The organism is Sphingomonas jinjuensis (assembly GCF_014197105.1).
Taxonomy (GTDB): Bacteria; Pseudomonadota; Alphaproteobacteria; order Sphingomonadales; family Sphingomonadaceae; genus Sphingomonas; species Sphingomonas jinjuensis.
The window spans coordinates 242,757-263,136 of the sequence record NZ_JACIEV010000002.1 but is presented as its reverse complement, the minus strand read 5'-3'; the positions used below and the strand labels follow the sequence as shown (position 1 = coordinate 263,136).

Below are 20,380 nucleotides of genomic sequence, written 5' to 3'. Positions count from 1 at the left end.
ATGGCAAATCATAGCATCGTCGATGTCATCGGGCGATACCACGTGACTAAAGCAGTTGTATTGGTGAACTTAGCATAAGCGATGTTGCCGATAGAAAAATTCAGATCGGTATATCGCCTGCTATCGTCTGGTCACCCCCACGGCCGCTCGCGATACCATTTCGTGATGACGTATTTCGTCCCGGCCCGCACCTTCATGCCGTGATGCAGGGTCGCCGGGTTCAGGCTGCCATCGGGGCGTCGGTTGTTCCACGCGACCAGCTTGCCCGTCTCCGGCTGGATGATCTTGTCGACCGCCTTGAATCGCGTCGCGCCGCCCGCTTCGGGCTCGTTGAGATAGACCATCATCGTCCAGGTGCGATTGCCCGCGACGCTGCAGAAGCGGTCGAAGTCGACGCCATCGGGCTCGAAATAGTCGGTATGGCCCTTGAACTCCTGCCCCACCGCATAGCGCTGCCCCTGAAGCGGCTCGCCATATTCGGGGGCGAGGCCCGATAGCGCGGTGAACTGGCGCTCGATCTCGCGGACCAGCGGGTGGCGGCCGTCGAGGTCGCCGGTCTCGCTGGTGCGGAACGCTGCGTCGCCATTGGGGTCGGAGATGGTGGAGGGCCGGCGGACCGCGTCGATCTGCTGGATGACGACGTCGCAGATTTCCTTCGGCAGGAAGCCGCGGAGGACGAACAGGTCGAGCTTGGGGCTGGGCAGCTTCTGCACGCCTTGGCGAGTCATCATGCGCTCGGCAATCGCGGCGCCATCCAGGCCGTTGCCGATCGGCGTGGTGTCGCGGCGGGGGGCGAAGCTGGTATTCATGGCTCTTCCTTGCCTTCAGGCATGTCACGGTTTCGTGTCAGCTTCTTGACGCACCGCTGTAACATGGCAAGCGTAGCCGCAGCCGAGCGGGACTGACGATCACATGCAACTGAAGCTCGACGCCCGGGCGCGCCGCTGGTTGCGGCGCCTTCCCGTCGTCAATGTCTACTCAATCGCGGAACTCGCGTTGCTGGCGCTGCTCGCGGTGCAAGGCTCGCGGCTGTTCTGGACGATCGTCACGCCGGTCGCGCCGCTCGGCGACTGGCGCCCCGCCGCGCTCGCCGTGCCGGGCAATCCGGGCGACGTCATCGCCGGCTTCGATCCCTTCTTCCGCCTCGATCCCGTCCAGACCCAGCCGGGCACCGTCACCTCGCTTCAGCTGACGCTGTTCGGAACGCGCGTGAACGAGGCGTCGGGCGGCGGATCGGCGATCATCGCCGGGCCCGACCAGCAGCAGCTGAGCTATGCGGTCGGCGACGAGATCGTGCCGGGCGTCAAGCTGAAGGCGGTGGCGTTCGACCATGTCACGCTCGACCGTGGCGGCGCCGACGAGGACCTGTTCATCGTCCAGGGCGACACGGCCCCGCCGCCGCCCGGCGCAGCGCCCGCGCCCAACGCGTCGTCGGTTCCGCCAGCCGCATCGTTCCCGGCACAGCCGGCGGTCGGCGCCGCGCAGATCCGCCAGGAAATCGGCTTCATCCCGCGGATCGACGGCGGTCGGGTCAGCGGCCTCGTCGTCCGCCCACAGGGCACCGGGGCGCTGTTCCGTCAGGCGGGCTTGCGCGAGGGCGACGTCGTCACCTCGATCGGCGGGCGTCCTGTTTCCGGCCCCGGCGACCTCGACCGCATCGCCAGCGACTTCGCCGGCGGCGGCGCCATCCCCATCACCGTCGAGCGCGGCAGCCAGACGCTGCCGCTCTCCCTCACGATTGCACCGCGTCCATGAAGTTCCGCCCCAAGCTGCTCCTCGCCTCCGCCCTGGCGCTGGCGTTGCCGTCCGCGCCGATCGCCGCGCAACAGACGCTCAACGTCCGCGACGCCGATATCCGCGCGTTCATCGCCGATGCCGCGCGGGTGACCGGGCGTACGTTCATCGTCGACAACCGCGTCCAGGGTAAGGTGACCGTCGTCACCGACCGACCGCTCAGCCGGTCGGAATATTTCGAGGCGTTCCTGTCGACATTGCGCGCCAACGGCCTCGTCGCGGTGCCGACCGCCAACGGCGCCTTCCGCATCCAGCCGATCGACAACGCCGCCTCGCAGCCAAGCCGGGTGGGGGCCGCGGGCGCGAACCGCAACGCGTTCGTGACCGAGATCATCCGCCTGCGCTCGGTCGACGCGACCCAGGCGATCGACACCGTCCGTCCGCTGGTGAGTGCGCAGGGCTCCGTCACCGCCAACCGCGGTGCCAACAGCCTGGTGGTGGTCGACTTCGCCGACAACATCCGCCGCATCCGCGAGGTGTTGCGCCGCGTCGATACCGACAATGCGACGACCCGCGTGATCGCGCTGAAGAACGCCAACGCCAAGGAAGTGGCGGCGGCGCTCCAAGGGCTGCTCGGCGCCGGAGCGGGGGGTGCTGGCCCGTCGACGGGCGCGGTGGTGTCGGTGGTCGCGATCGACAGCTCGAACGCGGTCGCACTGCGCGGCGATGCTGGCAATGTCGCGCGGCTGGCACGGGTCGCGGCCGAGCTCGACCAGAAGGCGCGTAGCGGGACCGAGATCAAGGTGGTGTTCCTCGAGAATGCCGATGCCGAGCAGTTGCTCCCCGTCCTCCAGCAGCTTGTCGGCCAGACGCCGGAGATGCCGCAGCCGTCGACGCTGCAGCTGTCGACATCGACGTCGATGAGCCGCAATTCGACCGGCGGCACCTCGATGCCCGCCGCCGCGCCGGTCAGCCAGCCGACCAGCGGCGGCGGCGGCGGCAATGCCAACGGCCAGCCCGCGGTCACGACCCAGGGCGGACGGACGGCCGCGGTCATCACCCGCTTCCTTGGCGCCAATGCGATCGTCATCGCCGCCCCCGCCGAAATTCAGCGCCAGCTCGCCGAGGTGACCCGTCAGCTCGACACCCGGCGTGAGCAGGTGCTGGTCGAGGCGATCGTCGCCGAGGTATCCGACGCCACCGTCAATCGACTCGGCGCTCAGTTCCTGCTCGGCAACACCTCGGGCGGCGCGTTCGCGGCGTCGACCTTCGCCAATTCGGCGCCCAACATCCTCCAGATCGCCGGCGCGATCGGCGCACGCCAGCTGGCGACGACGACGACGACGACGACCAACGGCACGATCGTCACCTCCACCAACAGCGCGGTGTCCGACCAGCTGGCGCAGTCGGCGCTCAACTCGATCCTGGGTTCGTCGGGCGGCTTCGGCGGCTTCGGGGGGCGGATCGGCGACACCATCTTCGGCGCGATCATCAATGCGGTGAAGAGCGACACCGCGTCGAACCTGCTTCAGGTCCCGCACATCGTGACGCTCGACAATCAGGAGGCGCACAGCCTGGTCGGGCAGGAAATCCCGATCACGACGGGCCAGGCGCTGTCGAACAATTTCGACAACACCTTCCGCACGACACAGCGCGAGAATGTCGGCATCGAGCTGGGGGTGAAGCCGCAGGTCAACAACTCGGGCGCGATCAAGCTCAACCTCAGGCTCGAGGTCAGTTCGATCGCGGGGCCGGTATCGAGCGACAACAGCGACCTGATCCTCAACAAGCGCGAGGTGCAGACGACGCTGACGGTCGACGACGGCCAGATCGCGGTGATCGGCGGGCTGCTCGACGACAACGAGCGGCGGACGATCGAAAAGATCCCGCTGCTCGGCGACATTCCGGTGCTCGGCAATCTGTTCAAGTCGCGGGCGCGATCGCGGACCAAGACCAACCTGATGATCTTCATTCGCCCGACGATCCTGCGCTCGGCGGCGGACAGCCGCAAGGTGACCGAGCAGCGCTACGGCTATCTGCGGCTGCAGCAGGGCCTGCAGGACCCGACGCGCGAACCGTCGATCGACGAGCTGGTCCGCGACTATATGGGCGCAGCGGCACCGATCCCCTCGGCGCCGATCCCCGGCAATATCGAGGATCCGCGCATCGGCGCGCCGGTGGTGCAGAACCGGTCGCGCGTGGTGATCCCGAGGGATCGGCCGTGATGCCGATGGGCTCGGCTAGCCCCTCCCCTTCAGGGGAGGGGAAAGGGGTGGGGGGAGCCTCGCAGAGCGCGGCGCCCGACGCGACGCCCCACCCCAGCCCCTCCCCTGAAGGGGAGGGGCTTGTTCAACTCACCATCCCCTATGCCTTCGCGCGCAAGTTCGGCGTCGCAGTCCAACATGGCGAACCCGACGCGCCGGTGACGGTTGCGCTGCGCGAGGGCGCCGATCCCAAGGCGCTGATCGAGGTCCGCCGCTTCCTTGCCCGGCCATTTGCGGTAACCCAGGTCGCGGCGCCTGCCTTCGACCGGCTGCTTTCCGACAATTACGCGATGGACGGCCAGGCCAATGCGCTCGCCGCGGTCGACGTCGGCGGGCTCGACAGCCTGGCAGAAGGATTGCCGACCGCCGAGGATCTGCTCGACACCGCGGACGACGCCCCCGCGATCCGGCTGATCAACGGCATCATCGCCGATGCCGCGCGCAATGGCGTGAGCGACATTCACATCGAACCATACGAAACAGGCCTAGTCGTCCGCATGCGCATCGACGGCGTGCTGCGCGAGACGCTGCGCATGCCGGCGCATGTCGCGCCGGTCGTGGTCAGCCGCATCAAGGTTATGTCGCGGCTCGATATCGCCGAACGGCGCGTGCCGCAGGACGGGCGCATGGGGCTGACGCTGGGCGGCAAGCTGCTCGACGTCCGCGTCTCGACGCTGCCGAGCCGGGCGGGCGAGCGGGTGGTGCTGCGTATCCTTGACAAGGAGAATGCGGGGATCGATCTGCCCGCGCTTGGGCTGACGCCGCGGATCTACCAGCTGCTCAGCGAGGCGCTGGCCGAGCCCAACGGCATCCTGCTCGTCACCGGGCCGACCGGCTCGGGCAAGACGACGACGCTCTATGCCGCGCTACGCCTGCTCAATGACGGCAGCCGCAACATCCTGACGGTCGAGGACCCGGTCGAATATGCCGTCGACGGTGTCGGCCAGACCCAGGTCAATGCGAAGGTCGGGCTGACGTTTGCGGCCGGCCTGCGCGCGATCCTGCGCCAGGATCCCGATACGGTGATGGTCGGCGAAATCCGCGACCGCGAGACCGCCGAGATCGCGGTTCAGGCGTCGCTGACGGGCCACCTGGTGCTGTCGACCGTCCATACCAACGATGCGATCGGTGCGATCACCCGCATGCGCGACATGAAGGTCGAACCTTTCCTGCTCGCCTCGACGCTGCGCGCGGTGATCGCACAGCGGCTGGTACGCCGGCTGTGCGCGGCCTGTCGGCGGCCCGTCCCGGCAGAGCATTCGGTCGCGGCGCTGCTCGATGTCGATCCGAAGGCGACGGTGTATGAGGCTGGCGGCTGCGAGCTGTGCAACGGCAGCGGCTTCAAGGGCCGGGTCGGGGTGTTCGAGGCGGTGCGTGTCGACGACACCGTCCGCCGCCTGATCAACGAGGGCGGCGACGAGGCGGCGATCGCCGCACACGCCTTCGCGCGGGCGCCGACGCTGGCGCAGTCGGCGCGGGCGCTGGTCGAGGCCGGGCAGACCACCGCCGAGGAAGCGATTCGCGTCTCGCGTCGCGATGCCGCCGAACCGGTGATCGAAGCGGTGCCGGTGGCGGGTGAGTAGGGGCACGTCTTCCCTCCTCCCTGCAAAGGAGGGGCCGGGGGTGGGTGGCCGCCTTGCGCGTTGCTTTCTGCGAGCCTTCCGACCCACCCCCAACCCCTCCCTAGCAGGGAGGGGAGCCGGTCATGGCTGACTTCGACTATATCGCGATCGACACGCGCGGGCAGGAGACGCGCGGGCACCTCGCCGCCGCGGACGCCGACGCCGCGCGGGCGCTGCTCGACAGGCGCAAGCTCTACGTCGTCCGACTCGACCCCGGCTCACCTCGTCCCACGGCGAGCCGACCGCTGTTCGGCCTGCAACTCGGGCGGCCGAAGATGAGCGGCAAGCAGCTGACCCTCTTCACCCGTCAGCTTGCGACGCTCAGCCGCGTCTCGCCGCTCGAGGAGAGCCTGCGCACGATCACCCGCCAGACCGAGCAGGACCGTGTCCGTGCCATCGTCGAGACGGTCCATGCCGGCGTCGTCGAGGGCCGGCGCCTGGCCGATTCGATGGCGCGCGAGGCGAAGAGCTTTCCGCCGCTCTATCGCGCGATGGTGTCGGCGGGCGAGAGTTCGGGCACGCTGCCGACGATCCTCGACCGCCTCGCCGCGCTGCTGGAGCGGCAGGCGGAGATACGCGGCAAGCTGATCACCGCGCTCGCCTATCCGACGATTCTCGCGATCGTCGCGCTGGGCGTCGTCACCGCACTGATGATGTTCGTCGTGCCGCAGGTCGTCGAGCAGTTCGACACGGTCGGCCAGGAGCTGCCGCTGCTGACGCGGATCGTCATCACCGTGTCCGACCTGCTCGTCGGCTGGTGGTGGGCGATGCTGCTGGTCGCGGTGCTGGCCGGTTTCGGCGCATGGCGGGCGTTGAAGGAGCCTGCGATCCGGCTATCGTTCGACAGCTGGCTGCTGCGCCTGCCGCTGCTCGGACGGCTGCTGCGCGATCTCCACGCGGCGCGGATGGCGCGGACGCTCGGCACGATGGTGGCGAGCCGGCTGCCGCTACTCGAAGGGCTGACGCTGACCGCCGGCACCATCCACAACCGCCGTCTGCGCGTCGCCAGCGACGAGATCGTCGAGAGCATCCGCGGCGGCGGCAGCCTGTCGACCGCGATGCGCCGCGCCGGCGTCTTTCCGCCGCTGCTGACGTATCTGGCTGCGAGCGGCGAGGCGGCGGGGCGGCTGGACGAGATGCTGGAGCGCGCCGCCGATTATCTGGAGCGTGAGTTCGACCGCTTCACCGCGACCGCGCTGTCGCTGCTCGAACCCGCGATCATCGTCGTCATGGGCGGCGTCGTCGCGACGATCGTGCTATCGATCCTGCTGCCTATCCTCCAGCTCAACACGCTGGCCGGTCAATGAGGTTTTTGATGCGTACATCCACCCCCGTCTCCCCGGCCCTGAGCCGGGGTCCCGTTTCATCTCCCGCGCCGCAGAGCAGCGGGAGCCCGGGTCTAGTCCGGGGTGACGAAAGGGACGGCGAAGACGGCTTCACCCTGGTCGAGCTGATGGTCGTCATCGTCATCATCGGCCTGCTCGCCACGATCGTCGCGCTCAACGTGCTGCCCTCGGGCGACAAGGCGCGGATCGAGAAAGCGAAGGCCGATATCGCGCAGATCGAGGGCGGGCTCGAACTGTATCGCCTGCAGATGAGCGTCTTTCCGACGACGTCGCAGGGGCTTCAGGCGCTGGTGACCGCGCCTGCCGGCGTGGACGCCTCGCGTTATCAGCGTGGCGGCTATATCAAGAGGCTGCCCGAGGATCCCTGGGGCCGGCCGTACAACTACGCGTCGCCGGGCCAGCATGGCGAGGCCGATGTGTGGACCTATGGCGCCGACGGCAAGGAGGGCGGCGAGGGAATCAACGCCGATATCGGCAGCTGGCAGTAAGCCTCGGCCGGTGTCGCGCCCCAGTCCCCTCCCGTTCGTGCTGAGCTTGTCGAAGCACCTGTCCCGGGCCTGTCCTTCGACAAGCTCAGGACGAACGGTGGGGAGGGCGCGCGCCAGTGAGGGGGGAAACGGCTTCACCCTCGTCGAGCTGATGGTCGTCGTCACCATCATCGGGCTCGCCGCCGCGGTCGCGGTCTGGGTGATGCCCGATCCGCGCGGGCGGGTGATGGACGAGGCGACTCGCTTCGCCGCGCGGGTGCGTGCCGCACATGACCTGGCGGTGATCGACGCCCAGCCGACAAGCCTGTGGATCACACCCGCCGGCTATGGCTTCGACCGGCGCGTCGGCGGCGCCTGGACACCGGCCGAGGACAAAAGCCTGCGCGTCGCGCGCTGGGGCGAGGGCACCGCCGCCGACACCGGCAGCCGCGGCGAGCGGGTGCGCGTAACCTTCGACGAGACCGGCCTCGCCGATCGCGGGGCGCAGCTCACCCTGTCGCGGGGCGGCAGCCGGGCGAGCGTGACGATCGGCGCCGATGGCAGCGTGCGCGCCGATGCGATCTGATCGCGGCGAGGAGGGCGGCTTCACCCTCATCGAGATCATGGTCGCGCTGGCGGTGTTCAGCCTGGCCGCGCTGGCGCTGGTGCGGCTGGAGAGCGCGACGATCCGCGGCGCGACGACGCTCGACGATACGCTGGTCGGCAATATGGTCGCGCGGACCATCGCGGTGGAGGCGATCACCGAAGCCCGCGCGCCGGCGCTGGGCACCGCCGCTGGGGTCGAGACGAGCGGGGGGCGCAGCTGGCGCTGGAGGCGGGTCGTGCGTCCGACGGGTAACGCCGAGGTAGTCCGGGTCGATGTCGCTGTGGCGAACGCGCGTGGCCAGGTGGTGGGGACGGCGACCGCGATCCGTCCGCCGGATGTGCCGGTCGTCGCGGCGGTGCCGGCACCAAGCCCGACGCCATCGCGATGACCGACGTTGCCCCCCAATCCCGTCATCCCGGCCTTGAGCCGGGATCCATCGTGCGGCGAGCGACTCAGTCGATGGCGAGCAAGCCGCCCGTGGAGCCATGGGTCCCGGCTCAAGGCCGGGATGACGAGGGTATTGTGGATGCCGAGCGCGGTGTGGATGACGGGGCGCGCGGAGAATCCGGCTTCACGCTCGTCGAGGTGATGATCGCCCTCCTGATCTTCTCGATGCTCGCCGCAGGCGGCATCGCGATCCTGGCCTTCAGCGTCCGCGCGCAGGCGGCACAGTCGAAGCGCCTCGACGATATCGGTGCGCTGGCCCGGACGATGGCGATCCTGTCCGCCGATCTCGCGCAGGCCCGCGACCGCCCTTCGCGCGACGAGGGCGGGACGATGCTTCCGGCGTTCGTCGGAGCCGCCGACGGATCGATGCGTTTCGTGCGCGCCGGATGGAGCAACCTCGATGCGGCGCCGCGCCCGGGCATCCAGAAGGTCGCCTATCGCCTCGGCGACAAGTCGCTCGAGCGGATCGGCTATCCGCAGGTCGATGGCGCGCCGCCGCTGGTGACGGCGGTGCTGCTCGGCAATGTGTCGGCGGTGTCCGCCCGCTATCGGTTTCGTGGCGCGTGGAGCGATCGCTGGGACGGCACCCAGGGCGCGAGCCTGCCCGACGCCGTCGAACTGTCGCTGACGCGCGCCGATAGCACCGCCTATCGCATCGTGATGCTCGTCGGCAGCGGCTATGTGCCGCCGCCCTTGTTCGGGGCCGTGCCCGGTGCGCCCGCCTGAGCGCGAGCGCGGCGCCGCGCTGCTCACCGTGCTGATGCTGGTCGCCGTCGTCGCCGTGCTGGCGGGGACGATGCTGGAGCGATTGCGCCTCACCACCCGGCTTGCCGGCAATGCCGCCGCTGGCGAGCAGGCGCGTGCGTTCGCCGAGGCGGCCGAGACGTTGGCGACGACGCGCGTTACCGCGCTACTTGGCCCCAGCCAGGATCGGGTGACGCTGGCGGGTGGGTGGAGTGGGCGGCCGTTCGCGCTGCCGCTGCCCGGCGGCGGCGTGGCGGTGGCGCGCGTCAGCGACGGTGGCAACTGCTTCAATCTCAACGGTCTCGTCACCGCGACCGGCCCCGGCCTCTACGCCACCAATCCCGTCCAGCGCGTCCAGTTCGCCCGCCTGCTGCGCCTGACCGGCGTCGGCGCGCAGGTCGCCGAGCGGGTGTCCGCCGGCGCCGCCGACTGGATCGACAGCGATCAGGACCAGCAGCCGAGCGGCGCGGAGGACGGCACCTATCTCGGCCGGGTTCCCGCCTATCGCACCGCGGGCACGCTGATGGCCGATCCCAGCGAGCTGCGCGCGATCGACGGCGTGACGGCTGAGGTCTATGCCGCGGTTCGCCCCTGGCTCTGCACGCTACCGCGGGCCGAGCCGGCGGCGATCAACGTGAACACGCTGACGCCCGAGCAGGCGCCGCTCGTCGCGATGCTCGCGCCCGATACGATGAGCGTCGCGATGGCGCGTGGCCTGATCCTGCGCCGCCCGCCGCTTGGTTTCGCCAGCGCCAGCGAATTCTGGAAGCAGGCGTCGCTTCAGGGCGTAACCGCCGACGAACGCCAGTCCGCGGTGACGACGCGCTGGTTCGCGCTGCGTATCGACGTCACCAACGGGCCGACGCGATTGCAGGAACAGGCGCTGATCGACGCAACGCGTCTTCCCGCGCGGCTCGTTGCACGGCAATGGGGCGATCCGACATGACGACGTTGCTCTTCCTTCCCCATGTGCGCGGCGACGCGCCGCCGCCCGACGGCCCGGTGATCGCGGTGGCGCCGGCCGAGGCGGTGACGCTGCACTGGGCGGAGCTGCCCGCGCGCACCCCGGCGCAGGCGGTCGCGGCGGCGCGGCTGCTCGTCGCGGAGGCGAGCGCCGCGCCGATCGGCGAGCTGCATGTCGCGGTGGGGGACGAGGGCGATGCCGATCGCCCGATCGCGGTGGTCTCTGCGGCGGCGATGACCGATTGGCTCGAAAGCCTGGCCGCCGACGGCATCGATCCGATCGCGATCGTGCCTGCGCCGCTGTTGCTCCCACGCCCCGAGGAGGGCTTTGTCATTGCCGAGATCGGCGGTGAACGAATGGTGCGCGGCCGATCGGTCGCCTTCGCCGACGATCCCCTGCTCACGCCGCTGGTGACCGGCGATGTCGAGCCGCTGGCGCTGACGGCGGACGAGGTGGCGGCGGCGCGCGACGCCGTGCTGGCGCGGGTGCCGCTCGATCTGCGGCAGGGGCCGTTCGCGCGGCGGCGGCGGCGCGCGATCGACTGGCCGCTGGTGCGGCGGCTCGGCGTGCTGGCCGCGTCTATCCTGCTCACGACGCTGGCGATCGATGTCGTGCGTATCGCCAAGTACAGTATCGGCGCCGATATGCTCGATGCCCGTGCCGATGCGCTGGGCCGCACCGCGTTGGCGCGTGGCGAGACGGTGACCGACGTCGATCGCCAGCTTAGCGAGCGGCTGTCGGGCGTGCGCGGGCCGGGCGTTGGCTTCAGCGCGGCGGTGGCGGCGGTCTATGCCGCTGTCCGAGCGGTGCCGGGGACGGAGCTGACGGGGATGGACTTCTCGCCCAACGGCGACCTGCGGCTGTCGGTCGCGGCGGCGCGCGAATCGCTGCCGACCGACCTGAAGCGCGCGCTGGAGGCGGCCGGATTCGCGGTGACCGCCGGTGTGTTCCAGTCGGCCAACGGCCGGGTCACGGGCGAGATGACGGTGCGACGGCCATGACGTCTCTCCGATCATGGTTCGTCCAGCGTTCGAAGCGCGAGCAGCGGCTGATCCTCGTCATGCTGGGTCTGGCCGCGATCACGCTGGTGTGGGCGGGGATCATCCGCCCGGTCGGCGACGGCCTCGCCTCCGCGCGGGAGCGGCATGCGGCGGCGGTAGACCGACTCGGCGAAACCGCGGCGGCGGTCGATGCGCTGAAGGCGGCGGGGCAGCGACGTGCGCTGACCGGCAGCCTTGCCGATACGGTGCGCAGCCGCGCCGATGCCGCCGGCTTCACCATTGCGACGCTCGACGAGCAGGGCGGCGATCGGGTGCATCTGACGATCCCGTCGGCCCGCCCGGCGGCGCTCGACGACTGGCTTGCGGGACTCGAGCGGTCGGGCATTCTGGTCGATGCTGCGACGTTGCGCGACAATGGCGACCGCACCGTCGCGGTCGACCTGGTGCTCAAAGCGCGCGTCGCATGATGCGGCTCCGCCTCTCCACCGGCCCGGCGGCGCTGTTCGGCGCGATGATGCTGGCGGCGCTGTTGTTCTTCCTGCCGCTTCGGCTGGTCCTTGGCTGGGCGGGTGTCGGCGAGGCCGGGCTGACCGCAAGGCGGGTCGGTGGCATCGTGTGGGACGGGCGGCTGTACGACGCGCGGTTCGGCGACCTGATGCTGGGCGATGTCGATGCGGGGCTGTCGCCGCTCGACCTGCTGATCGGGCGGGCGAGGATCACGCTGGCGGGGCGGGGCACGCAGCCGCTGGCCGGGTCGCTGCTCGTCAGCCGCCACGTCAGCGGCATCGATCACATGACCGCCTCGCTGCCCACGGGCCGGGTCTTCGCGCCCGTGCCGGTCACGCGGCTCGACCTCGACGATGTGTCGATCCGCTTCGTCGACGGCCGCTGCGAAAATGCGGAGGGCCGGGTGCGCGCGACGCTGATCGGCGACGCCGCCGGGATCGCGCTACCGGGCTCGGTATCGGGGACCGCGCGGTGCGAAGGCGGGGCCCTGCTGCTGCCGCTCGCGAGCCAGCCGGGGACGGAGAGCGTGATGCTGCGGATCACGGGCGAGGGTCGCTATACCGCGGCGCTGACGCTGGCGCAGCCCGATCCGCTGGCGGCGCAGCGGCTGGCGGCGGCGGGCTTCGTCCAGGGGCCGCAGGGATATCGGTTGTCGATCGAGGGCAGCTTCTAAAAGCCGTCGCACGGTCTTGACGCGGGCCGATCCGCCCCGCTAGGGCCGCGATCCTCACGGCGATCGTAGTTCAATTGGTTAGAGCGTCGGCTTGTGATGCCGGATGTTGCGGGTTCAAGTCCCGTCGGTCGCCCCATTTCCCTAGCTTTCACTCCGCATAGCGTTTCTAGGCTGGCATTCCGCTGTCTGGAAGAATATTACGCAGCCACGCAATTTTCTTCATCGGGTGGAGAGCATGATGGCCGGCTGGGGTTTCGCGGATTTCGACGATCACGAGGGCGTTCACCTCTTCACCGATCCGGCGAGCGGGCTTCGCGCGGTGATCGCGATCCATTCGACTCACCTCGGCCCGGCGGCGGGCGGCGTTCGCTTCTGGCATTATGCCGATGACGCGGCGGGCATCACCGATGCGCTGCGGCTGTCGCGCGGCATGAGCTACAAGAACGCGATGGCCAACCTGGAGCTGGGCGGCGGCAAGGGCGTCGTGCTGGCGAGCCAGCCGGGCGAGACGATCACCACCGAGCAGCTGAAGGCATTCGGCCGCGCGGTCGAGTCGCTGCAAGGCCGCTATGTCACCGCCGAGGATGTCGGCATGTCCGAAGAGCGGATGAAGGTGATCGCCGGCGAGACCAGATACGTCTCCGGCCTGCCCGTCGAAAGCGGTGAGGCGGGCGGCGATCCGGGGCCTTATACCGCGCACGGCGTCTATCTGGGCGTGAAGGCGGCAGCGAAGCGCGGGCTGGGTGCCGACGACATGAAGGGCGTTCGCGTCGCGATCCAGGGTGTCGGCTCGGTCGGCGGCGGCCTGGCCAAGCTGCTGGCGAAGGACGGCGCGGTGCTGACGCTCGCCGACGTCGATGGCGTGCGGGCGCAGAAGCTGGCGGACGAGCTCGGCGCGGCATGTGTGGCTGCGGGCTCGATCCTCGGCGTCGAGGCGGACATCTTCAGCCCGAACGCGCTGGGCGCGATCCTGACCGAGGCGACGATCCCGACGCTCGGCGTGAAGGTCGTCGCGGGCGGGGCCAACAACCAGCTGGCGACGCTCGAGGATTACGACCGGCTGCACGAGCGGGGCATCCTCTATGCGCCCGATTACGTCATCAACGCCGGCGGCATCATTAACGTCGGGCTTGAGTATCTCGGTCGCGGCGACGAGGCCGAAGTGATGGCGCGCATCGCCAAGATCCCGGATCGCCTGAACGAGGTGTGGAACGAGAGCGACCGTACCGGACGGCCCGCGGCGGAGGTCGCCGACACGATCGCGCAGCGTCTGATCGGGCGGGGTTGATTGCTATTGTCATCCCGGCCTCGAGCCGGGATCTATCGCGCGGCTAGGCGGCTGGTTCCGTTACTGCCGGAGTCGCTCGCGGATAGATGGATCCCGGGTCGAGCCCGGGATGACGAGATTGGTTGATTTCAGTCCGTGGCCGTTGCGGCACGTGCACGCGAACGTTGCTTTTCCCGCGCCCTGCCATATCAGCACCTTCACCGTGCCAGCCCTCCACGCCTTCGCCAATCCTGCGCGGTTCCTGCGGATCGCCAAGCCGCTGACGCCGGTGCTGACCTGGCTCGGCATCGCGCTGGTCGCGATCGGCAGCTGGGTCGGGCTGACGCTGACGCCGCCCGACTATCTGCAGGGCGATACGGTGCGGATCATGTACATCCATGTGCCCACCGCCTGGCTGGGCATGGGCGGGTGGAGCGGGATTGCGATCAGCAGCATCGCCTTCCTCGTCTGGCGGCATCCGCTGGCGGCGATCGCCGCACGCGCGATCGCGGCACCGGGAGCGACGTTCGCGGCGCTGTGCCTCGTCACCGGATCGATCTGGGGGCGACCGACCTGGGGCACCTGGTGGCAATGGGACGGGCGGCTGACGTCGATGCTGCTGCTGTTCTTCGTCTATGTCAGCTATCTCGCGCTCGCCCGCGCCGACGCGGAGCGTGAGGGGGACGGGCGAATCCCCGCGATTTTCGGCATCGCCGGCACGATCCTGCTGCCGATCATCCGCTATTCGGTGGTGTGGTGGAACACGCTGCACCAGGGGCCGTCGATCGGGCTGACCAAATCGACGATCGCGGGCGCGATCCTGTGGCCGTTGCCGATCGTGCTGACCGGTGCGACATTGTTCTTCGCCGGCGTGGTCCTGATGCGGATGCGCACGCTGCTCGCCCGTGCCAAGGCGGAAGCGCGGTTGCGGCGGATGGCGCGCGCGTGAACCAGTGGGCGTTCGTGATCGCGGCCTATGCCGTCACGATTGGCGGCGGCGCGGTGCTGGCGCTGGTAAGCTATATCCAGATGCGGCGCAGCGAGCGATGACGGCCAAGAATCAGCGGCTGGTCCTCGCCTTGCTCGCGGTCGCGGCGATCGTCGCGGCGGCGCTGCTGGCGCTGTCGGCGTTGAAGGACCAGGCGGCGTTCTTCTACGCCCCCTCCGACGTGAAGCGCGACGGCGTGCCGGTCGGCCGCGCGGTGCGGCTGGGCGGCATGGTCGAGAAGGGCAGCGTCGCGCGCGCCGAGGACGGCGTGACCGTGCGCTTCACCGTCACCGACGGCCAGGCCACGACGCCGGTCACCTTTGCCGGTATCGTGCCGGACCTGTTCCGCGAGGGATCGGGCGTGGTCGCGGAGGGCAGCTTCCGCCCCGACGGCGCCTTCGTGGCGACCAACCTGCTCGCCAAGCACGACGAGAAATACATGCCGCCCGAACTGGCGAAGACTTCCGCCGGGACGATGCACGAGACAAAGTCGCTCACGAAATGATGGCCGAGGCTGGCCTGGCCGCGCTGTGGCTCGCCGCTGCGCTGGCGGCGTTGCAGGTGGCGCTGGCGGCGCTCGTCGTCGCGCGTGGGCGCGGCGACGTCGCGGCCGGCGTGCGGCCGGTGGCGGTGGGGCAGGGGCTGTTGACGGCCATCGCAATGGCGGCGCTGATCGGGGTCTTCCTGGCGTCCGACATGAGCGTGCGCCTGGTCGTCGAGAACAGCCATTCGATGAAGCCGTGGCTGTACAAATTCGCGGGCGCCTGGGGTAATCACGAAGGATCGATGCTGCTCTGGGTGACGATCCTGGGGGTGGCGGGGGCCGCCGTCGCGTTGCTGGAACGGCGGCTCGACGAGCGGACGCTGATCGCGACGCTGGGCGCGCAGGGACTGATCGCGCTTGGCTTCTACGCTTTCCTGCTCTTCGCCTCCAACCCCTTCGCGCGCGTCGATCCGGCGCCGCTCGACGGATTGGGGCTGAACCCGCTGTTGCAGGACCCCGGCCTCGCCTTCCACCCGCCGACGCTCTACGTGGGCTATGTCGGCATTTCGGTTGCCTTCTCGTTCGCGGTCGGCGCGCTGGTGACGCGAGAGGTCGGCCCCGCGTTCGCCAAGGCGATGCGGCCCTGGGTGCTGGGCGCCTGGATCTTCCTGACGACTGGCATCACCGCTGGCAGCTATTGGGCCTATTACGAGCTGGGCTGGGGCGGCTGGTGGTTTTGGGACCCGGTCGAGAATGCGTCGCTGATGCCGTGGCTGGCGGCGACCGCGCTGCTGCATTCGGTGAGCGTGCTGGCGACCCGCGACGGGCTTCGCGCCTGGACGGTGATGCTGGCGGTCGTCGCCTTCTCGATGTCGATGGTCGGCACCTTCCTGGTCCGGTCGGGAATCCTGACGAGCGTCCATGCCTTCGCCGTCGATCCCAGGCGCGGGGCCTTCATCCTGGCGCTCCTCGTCCTCTACGTCGGCGGCGCGCTGGCGCTGTTCGGCGCGCGGATCGGGACGGTAAAGGCGGGTAACGTCTTCGCGCTGCTGAGCCGCGAAGGCTCATTGGTGCTCAACAACCTGCTGCTGTCGGTGATCCTGGGCATCGTGCTGATCGGCACGCTCTACCCGCTCGTCGCCGCCTCGTTCGGGGTGCAGCTGTCGGTCGGGCCGCCGTTCTTCAACAAGGCGGCGGGGCCGATCGCGCTGGCGCTGGTCGTGGCGATGGCCGTGGGGCCGCTGCTGCGCTGGCGGCACGACGATGGCAGCAGGCTGCTCCAGCGGATGACGTGGCCGATCGCCGCGACCTGCTTCGCCGCGGCGGGGGTGATCGTATTCAACGGGTTCGACGTCGGGCTCCTGCCGCTGCTCGGCATCGCGCTCGCGGCTGGGCTCGCGGTCGCCAGCGTCGAGCCCTTGGTTCGCCGCAACTGGCGACGAACGCCGCTGACGATCTGGGGCATGGCGGTCGCGCATCTCGGTATCGCGGTCAGCATGGCGGGCATGGCGTGCGACAGCGCCTTCACCACCGAGCGGCTCGTCGCGGCGTCGGTCGGCCAGCCGGTGGCGGTCGGGCCTTATCAGGTCGTGCTCGACGGCATCCGGCCGACAATCGGCGACAACTGGTCGGCGCTGGAGGCGCGACTGACGGTCACCCGCGGCGGCGACGTCCGCGTGCTGCGCCCGCAGTCACGCTTCTTCACCGACCCGGTGACCAGCACCAACGAAAGCGCGATCCTGACGACGCTCGACGGCCAGCTCTACACCGTGCTGGGGCAGCAGAACGACGATGGCCGTTGGCAGCTGCGCCTGTGGTGGAAGCCGTTCGTGACCTTCATCTGGCTGGGCGGCGGGCTGATCGCGCTGGGCGGCGTACTGTCGCTCTACGGCCGTTGGCGGCGCGACCGGCGCGTGGCGATGCAGGAGGCGTGGGCTTGAAGCGGGTGATGCTGTGGTTGCCGCTGGGTGTCTTTGCGCTGCTGTTCGCGGTGGTCGCCGCCGGCCTGATCCGCCCCGCCGACCGCACCGTCCGCTCCGCGCTGGTCGGCAAGCCGCTGCCCGACTTCAGCCTGCCTGCGCTCGTCGCCGGCAAGCCCGGTTTGCAGGCAGCGACCTTCCGGCGTGGCGAGCCGCGCTTGCTCATCATCTTCGCCAGCTGGTGCCTGCCGTGCATCGCCGAGGCGCCGCAGTTGATGCGGCTGAAGGCGATGGGCGTGCCGATCGAGGGCATCGCCGTGCGCGATACGGCGGCCGCGATGCAAAGCTTCCTCGCCCGCAATGGCGATCCCTACGCCAGCATCGGCAGCGACCGGCAGAGTTCGGTCCAGCTCGCGCTCGGCTCGTCGGGCGTGCCCGAAAGCTTCGTGATCGACGGGCAGGGGCGGATCGTGCTCCAACATGTCGGCGACATCCGCGCCGACGAGGTCGATGCGATCGCCAAGGCAGTGAGGAACGCCCGGTGAAGCGCGGCCTCCTCTTCATTCTGCTGTTCTCGGTCGCGGCATCGGCGCAGACCAACCAGCCGCCCGCCGCGCTGGCCAACACCCAGCTGCGCGACCCGGCGCTCGAGGTGAAGGCGAAGGCGTTGATGGAGACGTTGCGCTGCGTCGTCTGCCAGGGCCAGTCGATCGCCGATAGCGATGCCGACATGGCGGGCGACATGCGTGCGCTGGTGCGGGGGCGGATCGCCGCGGGTGAGTCGCCCGATTCGGTCCGTGCCTGGCTGGTCGACCGTTACGGCGATTACGTCAGCTATGATCCGCCGCTGAATGCCGCGACCTGGCCATTGTGGATCGCGCCGTTCGTGCTGCTGGCGATCGGCGGCTGGATCGCGCGCGCCAGCTTCGTGCGGCGGCGCTGATGGGGTGGATCGCGCTACTGGCGATCGTCGCCCTGGCGATGGGCGCGATGATCGTCGCGCGGCTGCCGCGCATCCTGTGGATGATGACCGGTGCCGCGCTGGCGCTAGGCGCCGTCGGCTATGCGTTGCAGGGAAGCGCGATGCTGCCCGCCAGCCCGGCGCAGCCGACCCAGGTGGCCGCGGAGAGCGACGATCCCGAACTTGCCGTGCTGCGCGACCAGATGCTGGGACGCTTCACCGGCGACGGTGCCTATGTGATCGCGGCCGACGCGATGCGGCGTTCGGGCGACAAGGCCGCGGCGGTGCGGGTGTTGCTGGGCGGGATCAACCGCATTCCCGACAGCCTGTTGCTATGGACCGCACTCGGCACCGCGCTGGCGGCAAACGACGGCGAGCGGATGTCGCCGCCGGCGTTGCTCGCCTTCTGCCATGCCAGCCGGCTGTCGCCCGACCATCCGGCGCCGCCGTTCTTCGCCGGGCTCGTCTATGTTCGCGCGGGCGATTTCGCCGCCGCGCGGCCGCTGTGGGCGAGGGCGCTGGCGCTTACCCCCACCAACGCTCCCTATCGCCAGGGGATCGCGATGCGGTTGCTGCTGCTGGACCGCTATCTGACGCTGACCGGCGGTCGCGCGCCGCGCTGATCAGGGCTTTTGCGTCGCCCGCCGCTGCGCCGCGACGAGGGCGTCGTAGCGGGGGGAATGTTCCTGGTAGATCGTGTCGCTGACGCCCCAGGCCCCGAACTTCGTCACCCCGCCGACATCGTTGAACGCGACCAGCGTCTTGCCGCCCACTGCACCAAATTCGTCGATCATCTGGGTGTACAGCCGACCCATGCGCGGATCGTTGACGATGCGGCCGATGAACGCGACCACGTCGTCTTGGTCCTTGTTGGCGTAGCCGAGCGCGGTCAGGTGATGCCCGCCTTCGTAGGCGACGAGGTCGAGCCCCAGCCGCTTCGCGACGCGGGCGTGATAGGCGAGGGGCTTCTTCAAATTGTCGAGGGATGAATCGTCCGAAAGTTGCCCACCAGTCGACAATTCGCTGAACACGGCGTCGAGCCCTGCCGGCCCCTGGCGCGCCCAGCCCAGTACCTTGGCCTTGTCGGCATCCGATCCACCGCCGATGCTGTGTCCGAAATAGGTCGTTACCGCATATTCTTCGAACAGACTGGCCGGCGTGCCGAGCCGCGACAGCTTCACGCCGTCCCAGATCGCATCCTCGAGCCCAAGCCACGCAGTCTGCGTCCCGACGACGTTCTTGACGCGTCGACGCGAGCTGGTGCCATAGACCTCATCGGTCAGCTTCGCGATCTGCGCCGAACGATAGCCGTACCATTCCATCGTTCCGATCGGCTTCGTCAGCTTCAGCCGCTGGCCCAGTGCCGCACCCTGCGCCTGGGCATAATGAAACTGCTCGAAGGCGCCATTCCAGACCTCGTTGGAATATTCGAGGTGAAGCGTCAGCGATGGCTCGAGATGATCGCGGACGTATGTCAGGGCCTGCCGGACGAACACGTCGTTGGCGTGAGCGGGGATGCAATACCACATGTCTGTCTTGGCGGCATTCGCCAGCGCTACCATGGTCTCGATCGGCGCACCCGTTTCCTGCCAGATCGACGCGTCGCTCGGCATCTGGCTCCAGTCGACGATCGTGCTGCCGTTGGTACGTCCCCAGTCCATGAAGCGGATCACGCTCCATTGCGCAACGCGGGTGAGGAATTCAGGAGAGAAGACCTGCCCTGCTGCAAATCGGTCCAGCTGGTCCGCGCGGACGAGGTGGAGATTGCGGATGGGGTCGCGATCGTCGAGTTTGGTCACCACGACGTTCGCGGTGACGTCTGTTCCGGTATAATCGAAGGTGTAGCGGTGATCGCCGGCCTTTTCGTTGCTTGCCAGCTTGTAGCCCATCCGCACGACGCCCGCGCCTTCCCATGTGATGACGTAGCGATCGGGCCCGGGAAGTGGCGCGGGGTCGAGCCCGATCACGGTGGAGACCTGCGATATGTTGCTGGCCTGACCGGCTGGAAGGTGAGTCTTCGGGTTCATGACGACGGTACCCTGGGGCAGATTGTCGAAATTGAGATCCTTGGCGCTCCACCCCGGGGACGTCCGCATCCGGTCGATGAAGGGAAATGCCGTTCCGTAATACGTCAGGTCCGCCGATTCGAGGTTCATGCCGATCGTCGGAATGCGGCGTTGGAGCGGCGTTGCGTCGCTTGCGTCGGCGGTCGCGACGGGCGATTGCGGGGTCGCCGACCTGCCGCCGGCTGCGGTCAGCGGCAGGCATGCCGCGAGAGCAATGAGCGAACGGCGCGTTTCGCGGAGAAATACCATACGGTCTCGTAACATGTTTGCGCGATATAGGCTGCTCTGATGCGCGATGATCATTCCCTTCCCGCCTGTC

20 protein-coding genes, 1 tRNA gene and 1 pseudogene are annotated in these 20,380 nt (G+C 69.2%); 20 read left to right on the top strand and 2 right to left on the bottom strand.

Annotation, left to right across the window (positions count from 1 at the left end; all coding sequences use genetic code 11):
* Window positions 1-131 precede the first annotated feature (131 nt).
* On the bottom strand, window positions 132-809 hold the full coding sequence (locus GGQ80_RS04660; protein WP_183982722.1) for a prolyl hydroxylase family protein: 678 nt from the start codon (window positions 807-809) through the stop codon (window positions 132-134).
* A gap of 103 nt (window positions 810-912) precedes the next feature.
* Here GGQ80_RS04660 and GGQ80_RS04655 point away from each other — a divergent pair, with 103 nt between their 5' ends.
* The 20 genes and pseudogenes from GGQ80_RS04655 to GGQ80_RS04560 all read left to right on the top strand — a co-directional run bounded on the left by GGQ80_RS04655 (window position 913) and on the right by GGQ80_RS04560 (window position 18,618).
* Entirely contained in the window at window positions 913-1,755 is an 843-nt protein-coding gene (locus tag GGQ80_RS04655) for a type II secretion system protein N (protein ID WP_183982721.1), read from the top strand.
* Window positions 1,752-3,959: a type II secretion system secretin GspD gene (gene gspD, locus GGQ80_RS04650; RefSeq protein ID WP_183982720.1), complete on the top strand. Its 2,208-nt coding sequence runs from the start codon at window positions 1,752-1,754 to the stop codon at window positions 3,957-3,959. Before GGQ80_RS04655 ends, gspD begins: the two co-directional genes overlap by 4 nt.
* A gap of 5 nt (window positions 3,960-3,964) precedes the next feature.
* Complete coding sequence (locus tag GGQ80_RS04645; protein WP_183982951.1) at window positions 3,965-5,581, top strand: GspE/PulE family protein; 1,617 nt, start codon at window positions 3,965-3,967, stop codon at window positions 5,579-5,581.
* 122 nt (window positions 5,582-5,703) lie between these two features.
* Window positions 5,704-6,927, top strand: coding sequence for a type II secretion system inner membrane protein GspF (gspF, locus tag GGQ80_RS04640; protein WP_183982719.1), 1,224 nt, complete (start codon window positions 5,704-5,706; stop codon window positions 6,925-6,927).
* 110 nt (window positions 6,928-7,037) lie between these two features.
* Window positions 7,038-7,454 (top strand): annotated as a pseudogene (gene gspG, locus GGQ80_RS04635) (type II secretion system major pseudopilin GspG); the annotation flags it as partial.
* Between the two features lie 97 nt (window positions 7,455-7,551).
* Window positions 7,552-8,019 carry a GspH/FimT family pseudopilin gene (locus tag GGQ80_RS04630; RefSeq protein ID WP_343050844.1) on the top strand — a complete coding sequence of 156 codons (468 nt, stop codon included), beginning with the start codon at window positions 7,552-7,554 and terminating at the stop codon, window positions 8,017-8,019.
* Entirely contained in the window at window positions 8,009-8,428 is a 420-nt protein-coding gene (gspI, locus tag GGQ80_RS04625; protein WP_183982716.1) for a type II secretion system minor pseudopilin GspI, read from the top strand. The genes GGQ80_RS04630 and gspI overlap by 11 nt, the downstream gene beginning before the upstream one ends.
* A gap of 134 nt (window positions 8,429-8,562) precedes the next feature.
* Window positions 8,563-9,213 carry a type II secretion system minor pseudopilin GspJ gene (gspJ, locus tag GGQ80_RS04620; protein WP_343050842.1) on the top strand — a complete coding sequence of 217 codons (651 nt, stop codon included), beginning with the start codon at window positions 8,563-8,565 and terminating at the stop codon, window positions 9,211-9,213.
* Window positions 9,167-10,177: a type II secretion system minor pseudopilin GspK gene (gene gspK, locus GGQ80_RS04615; RefSeq protein WP_183982715.1), complete on the top strand. Its 1,011-nt coding sequence runs from the start codon at window positions 9,167-9,169 to the stop codon at window positions 10,175-10,177. Before gspJ ends, gspK begins: the two co-directional genes overlap by 47 nt.
* Window positions 10,174-11,196, top strand: a complete 1,023-nt coding sequence (gene gspL, locus GGQ80_RS04610) for a type II secretion system protein GspL (protein WP_183982714.1) — start codon at window positions 10,174-10,176, stop codon at window positions 11,194-11,196. The genes gspK and gspL overlap by 4 nt, the downstream gene beginning before the upstream one ends.
* The gene (gspM, locus tag GGQ80_RS04605) at window positions 11,193-11,663 is read left to right on the top strand and encodes a type II secretion system protein GspM (RefSeq protein ID WP_183982713.1); all 471 of its coding nucleotides are present in this window, start codon (window positions 11,193-11,195) and stop codon (window positions 11,661-11,663) included. Before gspL ends, gspM begins: the two co-directional genes overlap by 4 nt.
* A complete protein-coding gene (gene gspN, locus GGQ80_RS04600) occupies window positions 11,660-12,376 on the top strand; it encodes a type II secretion system protein N (protein ID WP_183982712.1) in 717 nt (238 codons plus the stop codon). The genes gspM and gspN overlap by 4 nt, the downstream gene beginning before the upstream one ends.
* 59 nt (window positions 12,377-12,435) lie before the next feature.
* Window positions 12,436-12,512 (top strand) — tRNA-His (locus GGQ80_RS04595).
* A 99-nt stretch (window positions 12,513-12,611) separates the two neighbouring features.
* Window positions 12,612-13,664 carry a Leu/Phe/Val dehydrogenase gene (locus tag GGQ80_RS04590; protein ID WP_183982711.1) on the top strand — a complete coding sequence of 351 codons (1,053 nt, stop codon included), beginning with the start codon at window positions 12,612-12,614 and terminating at the stop codon, window positions 13,662-13,664.
* A 109-nt stretch (window positions 13,665-13,773) separates the two neighbouring features.
* The gene (gene ccmC / locus GGQ80_RS04585; protein ID WP_183982710.1) at window positions 13,774-14,592 is read left to right on the top strand and encodes a heme ABC transporter permease CcmC; all 819 of its coding nucleotides are present in this window, start codon (window positions 13,774-13,776) and stop codon (window positions 14,590-14,592) included.
* A 97-nt stretch (window positions 14,593-14,689) separates the two neighbouring features.
* Window positions 14,690-15,136 carry a cytochrome c maturation protein CcmE gene (gene ccmE, locus GGQ80_RS04580; protein ID WP_183982709.1) on the top strand — a complete coding sequence of 149 codons (447 nt, stop codon included), beginning with the start codon at window positions 14,690-14,692 and terminating at the stop codon, window positions 15,134-15,136.
* Complete coding sequence (locus GGQ80_RS04575) at window positions 15,133-17,055, top strand: heme lyase CcmF/NrfE family subunit (protein WP_183982708.1); 1,923 nt, start codon at window positions 15,133-15,135, stop codon at window positions 17,053-17,055. Before ccmE ends, GGQ80_RS04575 begins: the two co-directional genes overlap by 4 nt.
* Window positions 17,052-17,579 (top strand): redoxin family protein, encoded by a 528-nt coding sequence (locus GGQ80_RS04570; protein WP_183982707.1) that lies wholly within the window; start codon window positions 17,052-17,054, stop codon window positions 17,577-17,579. Before GGQ80_RS04575 ends, GGQ80_RS04570 begins: the two co-directional genes overlap by 4 nt.
* Window positions 17,576-17,977, top strand: coding sequence for a cytochrome c-type biogenesis protein CcmH (locus GGQ80_RS04565; RefSeq protein WP_183982706.1), 402 nt, complete (start codon window positions 17,576-17,578; stop codon window positions 17,975-17,977). The genes GGQ80_RS04570 and GGQ80_RS04565 overlap by 4 nt, the downstream gene beginning before the upstream one ends.
* Complete coding sequence (locus GGQ80_RS04560; protein WP_183982705.1) at window positions 17,977-18,618, top strand: tetratricopeptide repeat protein; 642 nt, start codon at window positions 17,977-17,979, stop codon at window positions 18,616-18,618. Before GGQ80_RS04565 ends, GGQ80_RS04560 begins: the two co-directional genes overlap by 1 nt.
* Here GGQ80_RS04560 and GGQ80_RS04555 read toward each other — a convergent pair whose 3' ends face one another.
* Window positions 18,619-20,310 carry a hypothetical protein gene (locus GGQ80_RS04555; protein WP_183982704.1) on the bottom strand — a complete coding sequence of 564 codons (1,692 nt, stop codon included), beginning with the start codon at window positions 20,308-20,310 and terminating at the stop codon, window positions 18,619-18,621.
* Between the last annotated feature and the right edge of the window lie 70 nt (window positions 20,311-20,380).

Coding starts and splice junctions, on each gene's coding strand:
- gspF (WP_183982719.1), top strand. CDS start 5,704: ATGGCTGACTTCGACTATATCGCGATCGACACGCGCGGGCAGGAGACG.
- ccmE (WP_183982709.1), top strand. CDS start 14,690: ATGACGGCCAAGAATCAGCGGCTGGTCCTCGCCTTGCTCGCGGTCGCG.
- gspN (WP_183982712.1), top strand. CDS start 11,660: ATGATGCGGCTCCGCCTCTCCACCGGCCCGGCGGCGCTGTTCGGCGCG.
- gspD (WP_183982720.1), top strand. CDS start 1,752: ATGAAGTTCCGCCCCAAGCTGCTCCTCGCCTCCGCCCTGGCGCTGGCG.
- gspL (WP_183982714.1), top strand. CDS start 10,174: ATGACGACGTTGCTCTTCCTTCCCCATGTGCGCGGCGACGCGCCGCCG.
- GGQ80_RS04660 (WP_183982722.1), bottom strand. CDS start 809: ATGAATACCAGCTTCGCCCCCCGCCGCGACACCACGCCGATCGGCAAC.
- gspI (WP_183982716.1), top strand. CDS start 8,009: ATGCGATCTGATCGCGGCGAGGAGGGCGGCTTCACCCTCATCGAGATC.
- GGQ80_RS04655 (WP_183982721.1), top strand. CDS start 913: ATGCAACTGAAGCTCGACGCCCGGGCGCGCCGCTGGTTGCGGCGCCTT.
- GGQ80_RS04575 (WP_183982708.1), top strand. CDS start 15,133: ATGATGGCCGAGGCTGGCCTGGCCGCGCTGTGGCTCGCCGCTGCGCTG.
- gspM (WP_183982713.1), top strand. CDS start 11,193: ATGACGTCTCTCCGATCATGGTTCGTCCAGCGTTCGAAGCGCGAGCAG.
- GGQ80_RS04555 (WP_183982704.1), bottom strand. CDS start 20,310: ATGGTATTTCTCCGCGAAACGCGCCGTTCGCTCATTGCTCTCGCGGCA.
- GGQ80_RS04560 (WP_183982705.1), top strand. CDS start 17,977: ATGGGGTGGATCGCGCTACTGGCGATCGTCGCCCTGGCGATGGGCGCG.
- ccmC (WP_183982710.1), top strand. CDS start 13,774: ATGACGAGATTGGTTGATTTCAGTCCGTGGCCGTTGCGGCACGTGCAC.
- GGQ80_RS04590 (WP_183982711.1), top strand. CDS start 12,612: ATGATGGCCGGCTGGGGTTTCGCGGATTTCGACGATCACGAGGGCGTT.
- GGQ80_RS04645 (WP_183982951.1), top strand. CDS start 3,965: ATGGGCTCGGCTAGCCCCTCCCCTTCAGGGGAGGGGAAAGGGGTGGGG.
- gspK (WP_183982715.1), top strand. CDS start 9,167: ATGTGCCGCCGCCCTTGTTCGGGGCCGTGCCCGGTGCGCCCGCCTGAG.